The sequence below is a fragment of the Haloarchaeobius sp. HME9146 genome (assembly GCF_025399835.1).
Taxonomy (GTDB): domain Archaea; phylum Halobacteriota; class Halobacteria; order Halobacteriales; family Natrialbaceae; genus Haloarchaeobius.
In genome coordinates, this window is the sequence record NZ_JAODVR010000001.1 from 2,256,307 (window position 1) to 2,272,926 (window position 16,620).

Annotated in this window: 16 protein-coding genes and 1 pseudogene; 11 read left to right on the forward strand and 6 right to left on the reverse strand. The window is 67.1% G+C overall.

Translation table 11 applies throughout. From position 1 onward, the window contains the following. Positions 1–47 precede the first annotated feature (47 nt). Both N6C22_RS11665 and N6C22_RS11670 read left to right on the forward strand, forming a co-directional pair. Complete coding sequence (locus N6C22_RS11665; RefSeq protein WP_261651281.1) at positions 48–461, forward strand: hypothetical protein; 414 nt, start codon at positions 48–50, stop codon at positions 459–461. Positions 462–536: 75 nt separating this feature from the next. Further along, entirely contained in the window at positions 537–1,271 is a 735-nt protein-coding gene (locus tag N6C22_RS11670) for a GNAT family N-acetyltransferase (protein ID WP_261651282.1), read from the forward strand. 13 nt (positions 1,272–1,284) lie between these two features. Here N6C22_RS11670 and N6C22_RS11675 read toward each other — a convergent pair whose 3' ends face one another. The 4 genes from N6C22_RS11675 to tmcA all read right to left on the reverse strand — a co-directional run bounded on the left by N6C22_RS11675 (position 1,285) and on the right by tmcA (position 6,886). After that, on the reverse strand, positions 1,285–1,446 hold the full coding sequence (locus tag N6C22_RS11675; protein ID WP_261651283.1) for a hypothetical protein: 162 nt from the start codon (positions 1,444–1,446) through the stop codon (positions 1,285–1,287). Between the two features lie 30 nt (positions 1,447–1,476). After that, a complete protein-coding gene (locus N6C22_RS21195) occupies positions 1,477–3,561 on the reverse strand; it encodes an ATP-binding protein (RefSeq protein ID WP_261651284.1) in 2,085 nt (694 codons plus the stop codon). Further along, positions 3,558–4,493 carry a glycine betaine ABC transporter substrate-binding protein gene (locus tag N6C22_RS11685; protein WP_261651285.1) on the reverse strand — a complete coding sequence of 312 codons (936 nt, stop codon included), beginning with the start codon at positions 4,491–4,493 and terminating at the stop codon, positions 3,558–3,560. The genes N6C22_RS21195 and N6C22_RS11685 overlap by 4 nt, the downstream gene beginning before the upstream one ends. Positions 4,494–4,642: 149 nt before the next feature. After that, complete coding sequence (tmcA, locus tag N6C22_RS11690; protein ID WP_261651286.1) at positions 4,643–6,886, reverse strand: tRNA(Met) cytidine acetyltransferase TmcA; 2,244 nt, start codon at positions 6,884–6,886, stop codon at positions 4,643–4,645. 114 nt (positions 6,887–7,000) lie between these two features. Here tmcA and N6C22_RS11695 point away from each other — a divergent pair, with 114 nt between their 5' ends. The 9 genes and pseudogenes from N6C22_RS11695 (at position 7,001) to N6C22_RS11735 (ending at position 14,509) form a co-directional block, all read left to right on the forward strand. Next, positions 7,001–7,474, forward strand: a complete 474-nt coding sequence (locus tag N6C22_RS11695; protein ID WP_261651287.1) for an ester cyclase — start codon at positions 7,001–7,003, stop codon at positions 7,472–7,474. Between the two features lie 297 nt (positions 7,475–7,771). Beyond that, positions 7,772–8,131 carry a 50S ribosomal protein L7Ae gene (gene rpl7ae, locus N6C22_RS11700; protein WP_261651288.1) on the forward strand — a complete coding sequence of 120 codons (360 nt, stop codon included), beginning with the start codon at positions 7,772–7,774 and terminating at the stop codon, positions 8,129–8,131. Between the two features lie 9 nt (positions 8,132–8,140). Further along, positions 8,141–8,365: a 30S ribosomal protein S28e gene (locus N6C22_RS11705; protein ID WP_261651289.1), complete on the forward strand. Its 225-nt coding sequence runs from the start codon at positions 8,141–8,143 to the stop codon at positions 8,363–8,365. Beyond that, positions 8,365–8,574 (forward strand): 50S ribosomal protein L24e, encoded by a 210-nt coding sequence (locus N6C22_RS11710; RefSeq protein ID WP_261651290.1) that lies wholly within the window; start codon positions 8,365–8,367, stop codon positions 8,572–8,574. The genes N6C22_RS11705 and N6C22_RS11710 overlap by 1 nt, the downstream gene beginning before the upstream one ends. Then, complete coding sequence (gene ndk / locus N6C22_RS11715; protein WP_261651291.1) at positions 8,571–9,038, forward strand: nucleoside-diphosphate kinase; 468 nt, start codon at positions 8,571–8,573, stop codon at positions 9,036–9,038. The genes N6C22_RS11710 and ndk overlap by 4 nt, the downstream gene beginning before the upstream one ends. A gap of 106 nt (positions 9,039–9,144) precedes the next feature. Beyond that, positions 9,145–11,553, forward strand: a complete 2,409-nt coding sequence (locus tag N6C22_RS11720; RefSeq protein WP_261651292.1) for a penicillin acylase family protein — start codon at positions 9,145–9,147, stop codon at positions 11,551–11,553. Beyond that, positions 11,550–11,888 carry a hypothetical protein gene (locus N6C22_RS11725; RefSeq protein WP_261651293.1) on the forward strand — a complete coding sequence of 113 codons (339 nt, stop codon included), beginning with the start codon at positions 11,550–11,552 and terminating at the stop codon, positions 11,886–11,888. Before N6C22_RS11720 ends, N6C22_RS11725 begins: the two co-directional genes overlap by 4 nt. A 126-nt stretch (positions 11,889–12,014) precedes the next feature. Further along, positions 12,015–13,472: pseudogene (locus N6C22_RS21200) on the forward strand (histidine kinase N-terminal 7TM domain-containing protein); the annotation flags it as partial. Between the two features lie 227 nt (positions 13,473–13,699). Further along, the gene (locus N6C22_RS11735) at positions 13,700–14,509 is read left to right on the forward strand and encodes a bifunctional 2-polyprenyl-6-hydroxyphenol methylase/3-demethylubiquinol 3-O-methyltransferase UbiG (protein WP_261651295.1); all 810 of its coding nucleotides are present in this window, start codon (positions 13,700–13,702) and stop codon (positions 14,507–14,509) included. A gap of 12 nt (positions 14,510–14,521) precedes the next feature. Here the strand turns inward: N6C22_RS11735 and N6C22_RS11740 are convergent, their stop codons facing one another. Together N6C22_RS11740 and N6C22_RS11745 are read right to left on the reverse strand one after the other, a co-directional pair. Further along, positions 14,522–15,601 (reverse strand): methionine synthase, encoded by a 1,080-nt coding sequence (locus tag N6C22_RS11740; protein ID WP_261651296.1) that lies wholly within the window; start codon positions 15,599–15,601, stop codon positions 14,522–14,524. Next, positions 15,598–16,602, reverse strand: a complete 1,005-nt coding sequence (locus N6C22_RS11745) for a 5-methyltetrahydropteroyltriglutamate--homocysteine methyltransferase (RefSeq protein ID WP_261651297.1) — start codon at positions 16,600–16,602, stop codon at positions 15,598–15,600. Before N6C22_RS11745 ends, N6C22_RS11740 begins: the two co-directional genes overlap by 4 nt. Between the last annotated feature and the right edge of the window lie 18 nt (positions 16,603–16,620).

Below are 16,620 nucleotides of genomic sequence, written 5' to 3' on the forward strand. Positions count from 1 at the left end.
GAGACATCAGGGCTCTGTTGATTCGTGCTGGTCCCGTCTAGCCGGCAATGACCGTCGTCGAGGCCATGGACCGACTTCGGGTGTTCTTCTTGCTGTTACTCGCGGTGGTGAGCTTCGGCTTCATCCTCTCGCTGCTCGTGACGGAGGGCTGGCTGGCCGTCCCCGGGAGCATCGGTCTCTCGTTCCTCGCCGTCTCCCTGTGGGAGCGCCGCCGGGTCAGCAAGCATCCCGAGTTGGCGCGACCGATGACGGCACAGGAGAGTCTGAACTACGTCGAGGAGGCGTTCGAGTCCGGCGCGACGCTGGTCTGGCTGGCCGTGCTGTTCCTCGGCTACACCGTCGTCCTCATGCAGGTCACCTTCCACGGGTTCTGGGTGTTCGGCGGGGCACTGGTGCTGTCGCTCGGGACCGTCTACTTCTGGCTCCGGCGGAAGGCGATTCGGGCCGTGACAGGGGCGTGAGGTGCGCTTCGGTCGGTGGTCTGCGGGAGATTCACCCAAACAACCATTAAGTATCGCGGCGTGGTATCAGTACCCATGAAACTCACTGACAAACTGAGCTTCGACCACGAGGACCGCCGCGACCTCTACGAGTACGTCGAAAGCCACGGGACGGTGAAGCGAAAGGAGGTCGAACAGGCCCTCAAGATGGACCCCAGGGCGGTACGACACCACGTCGCCATCCTCAAGCGGGACGGCTATCTGACCGACGACGACGGCATCCTGAAGGTCGCTTTCGAGGACGAGGGCGCTGCCGAGGAGCACGTCAGTGACGAGGTCGAGTTCGTCATCCGACAGGCCCACCAGTCCGACCTCTCCGGGCTCATCGGGGCCATCCGCCACGTCGCCGACGAGGGCACCTACATCGAGGCCGAGGAGGTCGCCGACATCCTCGACCACGAGGAGGTACTGCTCCGGCACAACGAACTCGAATCACGCATGTTCTTCGTCGCGACCGTCGACGAGGACGTCGTCGGCTGGGTCCACATCCGGGTTCCCGAACTGGAGAAACTCCACCACACCGCCGAGTTGACCGTCGGGGTGCTCGCGGAGTACCGTGACCACGATGTCGGGAGCCACCTGCTCGAACGTGGCGTCAACTGGGCCAAGCAGAACGGGTACGAGAAGCTCTACAACAGCGTTCCGGCGACGAACGAGGGTGCCATCAAGTTCCTCGAGAAGCACGGCTGGGAGACCGAAGCGGTGCGCGAGGACCACTACAAGATCGACGAGGACTACGTCGACGAAGTGATGATGGCAGTGTCGCTCTGAGCAGTTCGCCGACTCAGGGCCACTCGCTCTCTTTTCCGTCGAGGGGTTCGGTGACGACCCCATCTTGCTGTCCGAGCCCGCGAGCGTGGGCCACGCAGACGTCCCGGTCCGCGGCCCACGGGATGTGCAGTCGCACCGCTGCCTCGCGGTCACAGCCCGTCTCGGCGCAGGTCATACCCGTTCTTCGAGGCCACCCATCACGAAACTATCCCTCCGCGCGGGGGAACGACAGCCGGACTGCCAGGCCGCCGAGGCTGCTCTCGTCGAACTCGAACTGGCCACCCGCCGCGGTGACCAGCCAGTAGACGAACCAGAGGCCGAGGCCGCTGGAGTGTGCGAGCGGCTTCTCTTCGCCGGAGATGATGGCTCGCTGCTCGGCGTCCGGCATGCCTGGCCCGTCGTCTTCGACGACGAGGGTGACCTGTGAAAGCCGGTTCTCCACGCTGACGCGCACGTTCGGTGCGTCGCTGTCGGTGTGTTCGACCGCATTCGAGAGCAGCTCCTCCAGTGCGAGCCCGAGGTGGATGGTCGCCCTGGCGGGGGCCGTCGCAGGGAGTGAGCGCTCGACGTCGACCGTGGGATGTGCGGTTTCGAACGCCTCGAGCGTCCGGTCGGCGAGTGCCGCCACGTCGATGCTCTTGTCCGCGTCTTCGAGCGCGTGCTGGACGTTCCGTGCCTTCTCACTGGTCTCGACGAGTTCCTCGCTCTGTGCCACGATGTGGTCGAGGGCATCGGTGAGCTCCGGATCGTCGACGCCGTCGGCGACGTGGCGGGCGTAGGTCACGATGACGCTGAGCCGGTTCCGGAGGTCGTGCCTGAGGACCCGGTTCAGCACCTGAATCTGCTGTTCGCGGTTGCGCTCTTCGGTCACGTCGCTCGCGACCGCGATGGCCTGCTGGACCGTGCCGTTCTCCGTGACCGGATGGACCTGCACGTGGTAGATGCCGCCCTCCACGTCGACAGTGACCGAACTCGGGGTCCCATCCAGGGCGTCGTGACACGTCTCCACCAGTTCGGGATACGCGCCGAACCGGTCCTCGACGCGGTCGCCGATGGCGTCGACGAGGGCGAACGTCCCCTCCGGCGTCCGGCCCTGCACGTCCTCGAACCGGCCGTCGGGGGCCACGACGAACAGCACGACGGGGAGGTTGGCGAGCAGGCGCTGCAACTGGAGTTTGCGTTGCTCGGCGTGGCCGCGGGCGGTCTCGAGCGCCGCGATGCGGGACTGGAGGGCGTCACGCATCTGGCGCATCTGGGCCGCGAGGGTGCCCAGTTCGTCCGCCCGGTCGAGTGACGGCTCCGCGTCGTAGTCCCCGGAGGCGTACGCCTGGGCGGTCTCGGTGAGGTCGCTGACGGCTCGCGTCGTGGTGCGCCCGAACGTCAGTGCAACGGCGAGCACGCCGGCAAGCGCGAGGGCGACGAACGCGACGATACCCACGACGATGCGGTCGAGCACCGCGTAGGCGGACGCGGTCGGGGCCTGCATGATGACGACCCAGTCCGTGCCCGCGACGGGCGCGTACGCCGTGACGACGTCGTGGTCGAGTTCGCGTTCTTTCAGGGAGTCCTGCTGGAAGCCGGACTCGCCGTCGACGGCCCGCACCAGTGCCTCGGGAATGGCGCTCTCGTCGGCCAGGTACGGCTGGAGGCGCTCGTCGGGGTCCTCCGAGAAGACGACGATGCCCCGGGAGTCGATGACCCGGGTGACGGTGCCGGCGATGGGCGAGCGGAAGGACTCCCCGATCTCGCTCACGTCGACGACGGCGACGAGCGCCCCGTTGACGTCCCCGGTCGGGCTGACGAAGGCGACGACCGCCTCGCCCCGCGGGGTGGTGTACGGTTCCGAGACGTACACGTCCTGGAAGTCCTGGAACCGGAGCCGCGAGGTCCACGGGCGGTCCGCGATGCTCTCGTTCTCGGCGGCGGCGACGGTCGAGACGAGGACGCGGTTCTCGCGCATGTCCACGTAGTGCAGGGCGAGTACTTCGAAGTCCTCGGTGGACACCTGCCGCTGGAGGTAGTCCCGAATCTCGGGGTCAGAGCCCTGCTGGAACACGTCGTCGTCGGAGAGGAGACGGACGAACAGCCGGTTGCTGTCGAACCACTCGGTGAGGCCGTTCGCCTCGGCTTCTGACTGCGAGACGAGTTTGACCTGGACGTCCTCCCGGACCGCGTCCGCGGTGACGAGCCACGTTCCGGCCCCGATGACCGCCAGCAACAGGACGACAACGAGCAGGGCGACCCCCAGTTGCAGCGAGAACGACTCCCTGACCCGCCGGAGTAGCGTCACGGGACGATACCTCCCTCCCGGAGCACCGAGAGCGCGACCTGCTGGGGCTGTTCACCGTCGATCACGACCCTGGCGTTGAGTTCTCGCATCTGTTCGGCGGACTGGATGAGTGGGCCGAGCTGGTCGAGCAACGGCCCGAGGCCGTCGATGCGGTCGAGTACCTCGGTCCGGACGACCGGGCAAGGGTTGTACGGGGGGAAGAAGTCACGGTCGTCTTCGAGCACCACGAGGTCGTTGATGGCGATGTGCGGGTCCGTCCCGAACCCCATGCCGACGTCGATGCGCTCGCGGACGAGGAACTCGTAGGCGAGGAAGAGGTTGACCACTTCGAGGTTCGGGGCCCACGCCGCCCTGGTGTCGGCGTCGACCTCGTAGTGATTTAGCAGCCCGGGCCAGCCGTCGGTCCGGTGGTAGAACTCCGGGCCGACCGCTGTCGGGACGGTGTTGCCGTCGGCTGCGTACTCGAACAGGCCGGAGAGGGTCGTGATACCCGTCTCCTCGGCCCATTCTGGGCGCGTACAGAGGACGTACGGGTTGTCGAATGGCGCGGGCGAGAAGCACTCGAGGTCGTACGTCTCACGCAGACCGGTCCGGACGCGCTGGAACAGTTTGAGGGGGTCCTCGATGCGTTCCTGCGTGACGTCGGGGGGGAGGTGGACGTACCAGAGGGTGCCGGTGTACTCCCAGTAGGTGTCGACGGCTCCCTCGACGAGTGCCGACCAGATGGTGCTGGTGCGGCCGTAGCCGATCTCGTGGACGGGCTGGACACCGAGAACCTGGTTGACCGCCTCGAAGGTGAGGAAGCCGAGGATGCGGTTCTCGGTGAAGTGCTTCGAGCCGACGCTGATTCGCTGGTCAAGGGCAGGGGTGGGCCCGGTGCCGCGGCTCAGACAGCCACTCGCGGCCGTCGCGGCGCAGAGTCCCGTCCCCACACGGGCCAGAAACCGCCGTCTGGAACCCCTCTCCATCCCCAAACCCTACGATTCGAGGACGTAAGAGCCTCCTGAGAGATGCAAGACGGTTGTCGGGTCCGGCTCGGTCCAGTCCGTCAGCTCATCGATGGCGGTCCCCTTCCGTCAGCTCATCGATGCCGGTCCCGCTCCGCCAGGGCAGCCTCGTCGCCGTAGTGGTCGACGAGTGGACGGAGGCCCTCGCCGACGGCCCGCATCGCCATTCGCCCCGAGTGATACCCCAGGGCGTCGGCGACGGTGTCGGCGTCCTGGGCCTGCAGGAGTCGGGTGATGAGCACGCGCTCGTGCTCGGCGTCGATGGTGGGCGCACCCGGCTCCGGGTCGACCAGATGCTTGACGACGAGTTCGCGAAACGGCCCCGGGGCGACGTCGTACAGACCGGGGCCGTAGGCGGTTCCGGCGACGGCGCGCCAGGCCAGTTCGTCGAGGTCGAGACGCACGTCAGCGGCACACGTCGAGAGCGCGGCCCGGACCTCGTCGGGGTCCATGTCCCGCAGGGCGTCGGTGAGCACGCCGTCGATGCGCCGGGCGAACCAGCCCGCGTGGCGGTCGTGGAGTGCTTCGCCGGCGGGCGAGCACGGCGAGAGCATCACGGCGGAGTACTCGCCGGAGACGTCGTTCCGGGTGGTCGAGAGGTGGACCGTGTGGTAGTCGTTGTCGCCCCAGAACCGCAGGAGCTCGGGGGTCGCGCCGTAGCCGACGCCGAGCCAGTCCACCTCGTCTGCGAACTCCTCGCGGACCTGCGAGAGGAGCTGGGAGCCGAGTCCCCTGCCGCGGGCGGCGTGGTGGGTCGCGATCCGGACCACGCGCTGGCCGACCGGGCCGGCGGCGGCTTCGTCGCGCAACTGGCTTGTGAGCACGTCCGGAATCATGTTCCCGTTGATGCGCCCGCCCTCGTAGATGCGTGCTCGCGTCTCCTCGTCCAGGCCACCTTCGCGCGCGAGCAGGGCGACGCTGACGACGTGGCCGTCGTGGGTCAGGGTCCGGACCGTGAGGTTCGGCGCGTCGAGCAGGCGGGCGAGGTCGTCGGGCTGGGTCTGGTAGTGCGCGAGGACGAGCAGCCCGAAGGTCTCCCGGAGGAGCGTGGGGTCCGCGAGCAGGGCTTCGGGGTCGGGTCGCCCGTACTCGACCGAGTCCGGCGTCGCGCCCGTGACGAGTTGGTCGACCGGCGGGCGGGCGTCGAGGCCGAGGGCGTTGAACGACCAGACCTCGACCGGGTCGCCGGCTGCGTAGCGAATCGGCGTCGAGAGCCGGGCCTCGCGGACCTCGTGGTCGCTGTCGTCGAGGTGCTCCCTGAAACGGACCGAGAACCCACGGCCTGCACCCTCGTAGCCGTGGATGGTCGAGGCGTAGGCGACGCGGTCGGCCGCCAGGGTCGCATCCAGCAGTCGGACCGAGATGGCCGCGGCCTCATCGACGACGAGCAAATCGGGCTCGCTGGCCTGCTCGGCGGCTGCTGGTGGCGGTTCGTACCTGATTGCACCGCCGGTCGTGGTGACGAGGTGAGTGTTGTCGTCGGGGTGGTCACCGGCGATGTCGAGCGCGTCGAACAGTTCCCGCGCCCGGTCGAACGCCTCGGCCGCGTTCTGGTAGCTCGGGGCGGTGACGAGCACGTCCTGTCCGTCGGCGGCGAACGCCCCCGCGGCGATGCCGGCGGCGCTCGACTTCCCCCGGCCGCGGTCGGCTTCGAGGACCAGCGCCCGGTTCGCGTGTTCCAGGAACTCGAAGTCGTGGACTGCCTCGACCTGGTCGGCGGTCCGGCACGACTCGTAGGCCACCGCAGGGAAGTCGAACTCGGCGGGCGAACCGAACGGTGGGTCGGGCCGGCGCGGGGCCGGCTGGGTCAGCCCATCGTCTTCCACCGTATCCGAATCAACGTCGTAGATGGCGATGCCGCGGTGCGCCCGGAGCGTCTCGACGAAACGCTCGCGGAAGTGTCCGGTCACGTCCGCCCGGCTGAACGGGAGCACGGCCATCCCCGCGTCGAAGTCGTCCCGCTGGGCCGGCCACTCGTCGAGTGGCGGCGCGAGGAGGACGAGGAGGCCCCCGCCGTCGACCGCGCCGACGACCTGCCCGAGTGTGTTCGGGCGCAACTGGTCGTGGGCGTCGACCACGATGCACTCGTGCGTGGTGCCGAGGATGGCCCCCGTCTGGCGTGGTTCGACCTGGCGACAGCGAAGGAAGTCACGGTCGCTCACGAGCGCCGTCGCGGTGATGGGAATCGCGAGTTCGTCGAGCACCTGGCCGACGACTGTCTCACACCGGTCGCGGGAACCTGTCAGGACGAGAACTCGTCGCTCGTTCACCGACCGGGCTTCCGCTCGGAGCGCGGTCGCCACCTCGACTGCATCCATGCAACGTCGTTGGTGAGGAGACAGGAAGTGCGTTGTCGTTCCCGCCGAGACGAGTATTGTCTCGACGACACATCATGCGGTCAACTATAAGTCTACGCGCGACTACTCTCACCCATGCCTGGGGGGCAAGAACATCTGACCAGCACCGAATACGAACGCATCACCCGCTGTCTCGTCGAGGACGGCCACGACCGTGGGGACCCGACCGTGTTCTACGAGCACTTCTCGAAGAACTGCGTCCTCATGTCCGACCCGACCAGATCGTTCGGGCCGAGCGAACTCGCCGACCGCATCCTCCGGTTCCACGACGCGGTTCCGGACGTCAGCGAGACGGTCGATAGCATCCACGTCGACGGCGACGTCGTCGTCGTCCGGACGACCCGGACGGGGACGTTCGAGAACGAATGGCGGCTGTCCATCGACGGGGAGGAACTCGTGTTCGAACCGACCGGCGAACAGTTCAGCTGCGAACTCCTCTACACCGCCCGGTTCGAGGACGACCAGATAGTGGAGATCGACGGATACGGCCACAACGACCTGTGGTTCGCGATGGGAATCATCCCGGACCCCTTCTCGTTCGCACGCTGACCGTCTTCTTCTCCGGTATCTCTCGCATGCAACCAGGGACGACCATCCCCCGGTGAGCGCCTGCCGTCGACCGCTGGATGCGCCTCTCCCGTATGCGGCGTTTTCGCACGCCTGCGGACGTTTGAACACCCTTATAAGGGGTGGCCCAGTACAAACGAGATACGCCCTACGCGGGGTTGATGATGCTCCTAGCCACACAGGAATCCGGCCGCCGACTTCCCAGCCGGCGGTCAGTGGGGGTTCTCCCTCACGAAGGCAGGGGAGCGCGAGCCCACGCGTGGGAGTAGGTGAACAACCATGCCAGTCTACGTCAACAAAGAGATCCCAGCCGACCTCCAAGAGGACGCCCTCGAGGCCCTCGAGGTCGCACGAGACACAGGTAGCGTAAAGAAAGGAACCAACGAGACCACCAAGGCCGTCGAGCGCGGCAACGCCTCGGTCGTCTACGTCGCAGAGGACGTCTCCCCCGAGGAGATCGTCATGCACCTTCCCGAGCTCGCCAACGAGAAGGGCATCCCGGTCGTCTTCATCGAGACCCAGGACGACGTCGGCCACGCGGCCGGCCTCGAAGTCGGCAGCGCGGCCGCCGCCATCGTCGACGCTGGTGACGCCTCGAGCGACGTCGAGGACATCGCCACCAAGGTCGAGGACCTGTAGAGGTAATCCATGAGTGCCGAAGAGTCTACAGACGGCTCCACCTCCGCGGAAGTCATCGAGATCGTCGGTAAGACCGGCATGCACGGCGAAGCCATGCAGGTCAAGTGCCGCATCCGCGAGGGGGAAAACCAGGGTCGCATCATCACGCGAAACTGCCTCGGCCCCGTCCGTGAGGGCGACGTCTTGCAGCTGCGCGAGACCGCCCGCGAGGCCGACTCCATCGGAGGACAATAATGGTTCGAACACGTGACTGCGAGTACTGCGGTGACGATATCGTCCCTGGCACGGGCACGATGTTCGTCCACGTGGACGGCACGACCGTCCACTACTGCTCCGCGAAGTGCGAGAAGAACGCGGACCTCGGTCGCGAGCCCCGCGACCTGGAGTGGACGAAAGAAGGCGGTGCCCCCCAGGAAACAGTCGAGGAGGAATCTGAAGAATGAGCGACGACCACGAGCGGACGTTCGTCATGGTCAAGCCGGACGGCGTCCAGCGCGGCCTCATCGGCGAGATCATCTCTCGCTTCGAGGACCGCGGTCTGAAGCTGGTCGGCGCGAAGTTCATGCAGATCGACCAGGAGCTCGCCGAGGAACACTACGGCGAGCACGCTGACAAGCCGTTCTTCGACGGCCTCGTCGACTTCATCACGTCCGGTCCCGTGATGGCGATGGTCTGGGAGGGCCAGGACGCCATCCGCCAGGTCCGCGGCATGATGGGCGAGACCGACCCGGCCGACTCCGCGCCGGGCACCATCCGCGGTGACTTCGGTCTCGACCTCGGTCGGAACGTCATCCACGGCTCCGACCACGAGGACCCGGGCTCCAACGAGCGCGAGATCGACCTCTTCTTCGACGAAGCGGAACTCGTCGAGTACGAGCAGGTCGACGCGACCTGGCTCTACGAATAACGCGTTGCGGTTCTTCCGTTTTCTCCACCCGAGTAGCAGCAGGACTCGTGTCGTCGTGACGGCGCGGAAACAAACTATAAATATTCGCCTCGTTTGTGTGTGGCTAGTGAACACGGAGACGACCCGCCGTGCCCTCCTGACCGCGGTCCTCGGGGCGGGCGTCGGCGGCATGACGCTCACGGAGGCCCGGAGCTACCTCGACCGGTTCGCGCCGGGGTCAGGGTCGGTGTGGGGGGCAGCGGGGTCCGGCGTCGACGGGACCGTCGAGAGTCCCTACGGCCCTGCCGAAGTCACCTACGACGACGACCACGTCCCCCACGTCGAGGCCGACACCGAGCGGGCGGCGTACTTCGCGGTCGGCTACTGCCACGGCGCGGACCGGCTTTTCCAACTGGACCTCTACCGCAGACTGATGGAGGGTCGGCTCTCGGCGGTGTTCGGCGACCGGGCGGTCGACTCGGACGTCTTCCACCGCCAGATGGACTTCGCGGCGGCGGCGGACGCCACCTGGGAGCGGACGAAGGAGACGGAGACGGGCGAGGTGGTCCAGGCGTACGTCGACGGGGTGAACGCGGCTCGCGAGCAGGAGTCGAAACCGCTGGAGTACCGGCTGCTGGAGTACGAACCGGACGAGTGGACCCCACAGGCGTCGCTGCTCATCTCGAAGCAGATCTCCTGGGGACTCACGGGGACCTTCCGGACGCTTCGGAAGGCACTCGCCAGGGAGAAACTCGGTGCCGAGACCACCGAGGAGCTGTACCCGCGGCTCATGGGACACGACGACCCCATCATCCGTGGCGGTGAGCCACCGGAATCCACCCAGCACACGGATGCCGCGGTTCCCGAGGCGGGCATGGTCTCCTGGCTGGCCGAGTTCGAGACGCGACCGGGCATCGGCTCGAACTCCTGGGTGGTCTCCGGCGAGCAGACCGCCTCGGGCGACCCGATACTCGCCAACGACCCGCACCTGAACCTGACCGTGCCGCCGGTGTGGTACGAACAGCACGTCGTCGGGCCGGACCCACTCGACGTCCGCGGGGTGTGCTTCCCGGGTGTCCCGTTCGTCATCATCGGCCAGAACCACGCCGGGGCGTGGGGCTTTACGAACACCGGTGCGGACGTCATCGACTTCTACAGTTACGAGACGACCCAAAACGGCGGCTACCGGTACGGCGACGAGACGCGCGAGTTCGAGTCGCGGACCGAGACCGTCGAGGTTGCGGACGGCGAGGACCGCGAGGTGACGGTGAAACGGTCGGTCCACGGCGCGGTCCTCTCGCAGTTTCCCGATGGCGACGAACTGGCCGTCGCGGACGGACTCGGGGTCGCCTGGACCGGGCTCTCGGCGACCCGGACCGTCGAGGCGGTCCGACGATTGAACTTCGCCGACGGCATGGCCGACGCGAGAGAAGCCATCCGGCTGTTCGACGAACCCACGCAGAACTTCGTCTACGCCGACCGCGACGGGAACACCTACTACTGGGTCACGGGCCAGATTCCCATCCGAACCACCGACGGCGAGGTCGTCCAGGGCACGCGCATCTTCGACGGCTCCGCGAGGGAGGGCGAGTGGGGCGACGGCTACACACCCTACGGCACCTCGTCGTGGGAGGGGTTCGTCCCCTTCGAGGAGAAGCCGGGTGTCGAGAACCCCGACTACCTCGCGACCGCAAATCAACGCCTCACGAACGAGCCCGACCACTACCTCTCGGAGGGGTACGCCCCGCCGTTCCGCGGTGGGCGCATCTACGACCTGCTGGACGAGCGTGCCGAGAGCGACCAGCCGATGGACCCCGAGTTCTTGCGCGAGGTGCAACTGGACACGTACGACCCGCGGTGGGACCTGTTCAGGCCAATCATCGAGGCTGGCAAGAGCAAGGACGGGAAAGACTACACGCGCCTCGGCTACGACCCTTACGAGGTGCTGGCGGACTGGGACGGCAAGATGACACCGGATTCGGTCGGTGCACTGGTGTTCGAGCGCTGGCTGCGCGTCTTTCGGAGACGCTTCGGCGAGGAGCACCTGGCCGACGCCGGGCTCCCCGAAGACTTCCCGGAGCCGAACGACTGGGTACTCGGCACGCTCTCACTGAACGATTCGGACGGCCGGTGGTTCGACGGAGACGACGGATTACAGGTCGCCGCCGCGTTCGCGATGCGACGGGCGACCGAGGAGATAATCGACGAGGGCTGGGACGACTACGGCGACTGGAACCGCGTCCAGTTCACCCATCCCTTCGACCAGGACTTCCTCAACTACCAGAATCTGCGGACTGCAGGCTCGCCCGGCACGGTCCGGAACTTCCACAGCGAGGAGTCTACGGGTGCGAGCTGGCGGATGGTCTCCACCTTCGACGGCGAGTCCAGGGCAGTCCTCCCCGGGGGGAACTCGGGCGACTACTTCTCGGACAGCTACGCCGACCAGTTGCGACTGTGGGCCGACGGCGAGTACAAACCGATGCCCCGAACGACACCCGAGGGCACCGACCTGCGGTTCGAGGAGAGGTCACGATGAGCGGCCGATACTCGCTCGCTGCCCTGCGTGAGGACGACCGTCGGCGGCGACTCGCCACGGTGGCGGCCGTCGTCGTCGGGGTGAGTCTCACCTGGTTCCACTGGCTCGGGCTGCTCGTCGCCGGGGCGCTCGTGGCGCTTCCACAGCGCACGACCCGTCGGGGCGTCGGGGTCAGCGTCGCCTTCGGGGGCCTGGTCGTCCTCGGGTTCCTCGCGGAGCTGGGGCTCGACCAGGCGCTCGACAGCTTTGCAGGGCTCGGCCCACTCGCCCTGCTACCGGTCGCACTCGGCATCGCCCTGCCCGTGTTCGGCGCGCTCGCGAGAGCTATCATCTGAGCGGCAAATAGAGCCAAGTAGCCGTACTGAAATATCCTCACAACGACAGCTATCGAGGCTGTCCGTCCAGCTTCGATGTTCCTCGCAAATCCATTCACGGCGATGTTGCTCGCCATCGCCACCGTGATGGTCACGCTCGCGGCGTACGCCCTCCGAGAGCGTGCGGTACCCGGGGCGCTCCCGTTCGCCGGGATGACGCTTGGAATCGCCAGCTGGACGGGCATCCACGGACTCCGCATCGCGGCGACCGACCTGGAGACCTACGTCCTGCTGGCGAACGTCGAGTGGGTCGGAATCCTGCTCGTCACGCCAGCGTGGTTGCTGTTCACCCTCGGGTACACGGGGCGACACGACCGTCTCTCCAGTCGGCTGGTCGGCCTGCTCGCGGTCCAGCCCCTCGTCACGCTCTTCCTCATCTTCACCAACGACCTCCACGGGTGGTTCCGGACCGTCGAATCGTTCCAGCCGGCGGGTCCTGGCCTGGCGACGTGGGAACTCGCCCACGGGCCCGCCTACTGGGCGACGGTCGGCTACGTCTACCTGGTGGTGCTCCTCGGTTCGGCCATCCTCCTTCGGCTCGCGGTCGGCGTCCCACAGCTCTACCGGGGCCGCACCAGTGCCGTGCTCGTCGGGGTGGCCGTGCCCTGGCTCGGAACGGTCTCGACGTTGTTCGACGTCCGTCTGGTCGACGGACTGAACACCGGGCCCATCGCGTTCGCCGTCTCGATGGTCGCGTTCAGCACGGCCCTGTTCGGTCACAGATTGTTCGCCGTCCTGCCCGTCTCGCCGACGGTCGCGGCCGACGCGGTCGTCGAGCGCATGGCCGCCGGCGTCATCGTCCTCGATTCCGAGGGACGCATCACCGAGACCAACCAGGCCGCAGACGAGGTGCTCGATGTCGCCGACCCGGTCGGCAGCCGACTGACGGCCATCGACGAGGACCTGGCGACGGTCGCCGAGGCCGACGAGACGCGCAAGCTCCTCCTGGAGGACGACGGCGGACGCGAGCGCTACTTCACCGTCGAATCCGAGCCGATGTACCGCGCCGGCGACCTGCTCGTCGGCCGGCTGCTCACCCTCCACGACGTGACCGAGCGGGTGCTGCGCGAACAGCGGCTCAACGTGCTCAATCGAGTGCTCCGGCACAACGTCCGCCACGAGACGAACCTCATCATCGGCCACGGTGACCTCCTCGAACCGACCGTCTCCGACGCGGGCATCCCCCATCTCACCGCGTTGCTCGACGCGGCAGACCAGCTCGTCGACTGGTCCGACCGGGCCCGGTACGTCGAGCGCGCCCTCGACGACGTTGAGGTCGAACGCTGCGATATCGACGTCAGCACGACCATCGGCCGTGCGGTCGAACGCCTCGAGGAGCGCTATCCCGACGCGTCCGTCTCCACCCCGACGAGCACGTCCGAGGCGGTCCTCGCGCACACGACACTCGAGTGGGCACTGTTCGAACTCGTCGAGAACGCGGTCGAACACAACGACGACCCGCATCCGTCGGTCGCGGTGGGTGTCGAATCAGCCGGCCAGTCGGTGACGATCACGGTCACGGACACCGGCCCAGGTATCCCCCCGACGAACTCCGGGTCCTCGAGAGCGGGGAGGAGACGCCGCTGGAACACGGTTCCGGGCTCGGGCTCTGGCTGGTCAACTGGACGATTCGCTCCGCCGGCGGCGACATCGAGTTCGCGGAGAACGACCCGCAGGGGACCGTGGTTCGAATCACCCTCCCGCGGGCGACCTGAGGCCGCCCCGCCCGCTCCCGTGACAAGACCTTTGTCCGCGGCGCATGGGATTCCGATATGGACGACTACCAGGAGGCGAACCGACGCAACTGGGACGAACGCGCCGCGGTCCACCCCGAGACCGAGTACTACGACGTCGATGGCTTCCTCGCGGGCGAGTCCTCGCTCTGGCCGCTCGAGCGCGAGGAACTCGGCGAGGACGTCGGCGACGGCACCTCGTTGCTCCATCTCCAGTGTCACTTCGGCATGGACACGCTCTCGTGGGCCCGCGAGGGGGCGGAGGTTGTCGGCGTGGATTTCTCGACGCAAGCGGTCGAGACGGCCCGTGAACTCGCAGATGAGGCGGGCCTGGCCGACCGCGCCGAGTTCGTGCAGGCCAACGTGCTGGCCCTCGACCTCGAGCGCGAGTTCGACGTCGTGTTCACGTCCTACGGCGTGCTCTGCTGGCTTGACGACCTCGACGCGTGGGCAGACACCGTCGAGCGTCACCTCGCCCCTGGGGGCACCTTCTACATCGCCGACGGCCACCCGGTCGCCGGCATGCTGGAGAACGTTTCCGGCGACACGGCCGAACTCGCGTTCCCGTACTTCCCGGGCGAGGCGGTCCGGTTCGACGTGCAGGGGAGTTACGCGAGCGACGCCGAGTTCGAGCACACCGAGCAGTTCGAGTGGGCACACCCCCTCGGCGAGGTGGTCACCGCGCTGGCGAGCCGCGGCCTCCGGATCGAGTTCCTCCACGAGCACCCGTGGACGACCTGGCGGCGGTACGAGGACATGGAGCAGGACGAAGCGGGTCGGTGGTGGCTCCCGGAGGACGCGGCGGTGGAGCTACCGCTCCAGTTCTCGCTGAAGGCGACGAAGGAATAGGGAGACTCCCGCTCAGTCGTCGGCCTGGGCGGTCGGCTCCGCCGCGGGCACGTCGATTTCGCCGGCGTCGAGTTCGGCTTCGATCTCTCGCGTGGCCTTCACGAGGTTGACCATCTTCTCGTAGGCGACCTCGCGGGGCAGGAGCTTCAGGCCGCAGTCGGGCGAGACGATAAGGCGCTCCGGCGGAACCACTTCGAGGCCCTTGCGGATGTTGCGCTTGATCTCCTCGACGGACTCGACCTCGGCGACGTGGGCGTCGACCACGCCCAGGGCGAGGTCCTTCGTGAACTCGTCGTCGGTGAAGACGTCGAGCTGGTCGTAGTCGCCGTTGCAGAGTTCGAGGTCGAACTCCTCGACGGGGTAGTCCAGAATCTCGGGGTAGATGCGCGAGTAGTCACCGTAGCAGACGTGCAGGCCGATGCGCACGTCCTCGGGGATGTTGTCGGCGATGCGTTCGAGACACTCGCCGACGATGGCGTGGTCGTCCGGCGTAGTCGCGAGCGCGGGCTCGTCTATCTGGATGTAGCGCGCGCCAGCGTCGACCAGCTTCTCGATCTCCTCGTTCACGAGATCGGCGAGGTCGTACGCGAGCGCCTCGTCGTCGTCGTAGGCCTCGTTGAACGACCAGTTGGCGAGCGTGTACGGGCCGGTGATGGGTACCTTGACCGGCGCGTCGGACACCTCGGCGGTGAACTCGTACTCGTCGACCAGCCAGGACTCGTCGTACTCGACCTCGGAGACGACAGAGGGCTTGTCGAAGTAGTTGTGGCCCCACACCTTGACGGGGCCGTTGAACTCGTAGCCCTCGATGCGGTGGGCGAAGAACTCGACCATCTCGGTGCGGCGCATCTCGCCGTCGACGACGACGTCGAGGCCGGCGCGCTCGTGCTCGTCGGTGATGAGGCGGGAGGCGTCGTCCTTGGCCTCCTGCCAGTCGTCCTCGTCGAACTTCGAGTCGGGGTCCTCGTACTGCTCTTTCGCGCGGTTGAGCCACTTGGGCTTGGCGTAGGAGCCGACGACGGTCGTCAGGATGAAGTGGTCGTTCGGGTGGTCCTCGGGCTTGAACTGGTCTCTGTTGGGGTTCTGGCTCATGCTGTCACCTCCACGTCGGCGAGGGCAACGGCCTCGGCGACGGCGTCGAGTTTGTCTTCGTACTTCGCGTAGGGCAGGTAGAACAGTTCGGTGTTCGGCGTCACGTAGGTGGTGTCGAACTCGGCGACGGGCAGGTTGTCGTACACCCAGTCGACGCGCTCGGTGACGGCCTCCGGCTCTTCGACGAGCGTGTTCTGGCCGTCGAGCAGGCCGAGCGAGATGTCCGACTTCGTGCCGTACTCCTGCAGGTTGTAGATGTTCTGCTCGTGGTCGCTGACGAAGTCGTAGCCGATGGCGTCGACCTCGGCGTCCAGCAGGTGCGCATGGACCTTCTCCTCCAGCGCGCCCCAGTAGGGCTGGACGACGACCTCCGCATCCACGGCGTTCGCGACGGTCGTCACGGCGTCGGGGACCTCCGCGTCGAGGCCCTCACCGGGTGCGTTCTCGACGAGCGAGGGTTCGAGCAGGAACAACGTCTCGACGTCTGGGAAGGCGTCGGCCTCGCCGGCGAGGAAGTCCGCGACGGCGTGGAGGAACTCCGTCTCGTCGTTGTAGTACTCGTCGGTCGCGAGGTCTGCGAGCGAGTACGGGCCGGGGAGGACGGCCTGGAGGTCGCCGTCGACGAGTTTGGACGTTGCTTCGAGTTCGGCGGCCACGTCGCCGTCGAACGTGAGTTCGTCCTGGACGACCGGCTCGCGGTAGAAGTTGTTGTTGTCGTAGTAGCGGACGATGCCGCGCGTCTCGACGCTGTCGTGTACCGTCAGCGGGTGCGCGAGCATGTCGTCCCAGCGGAGCTGCCCCTCGCCGACGAGGTCGAGGCCGGCGTCGACCTGCGCCGAGACGACCTCCTCGCGAGCGGTGTCGTACACGCCCTGGATCTCCGCGCCTTCGTCGCCGGAGATGAGGTCGTGCTTCTGATGGCCCTTGAGGTCGGAAAGGTCCGCTTTCGCCCAGTCTGGGAGCGGGAACAGTCCCAGTGTCGTAGAGACGAGTTCTGTCATTCGTACCTGCTGCTTGGA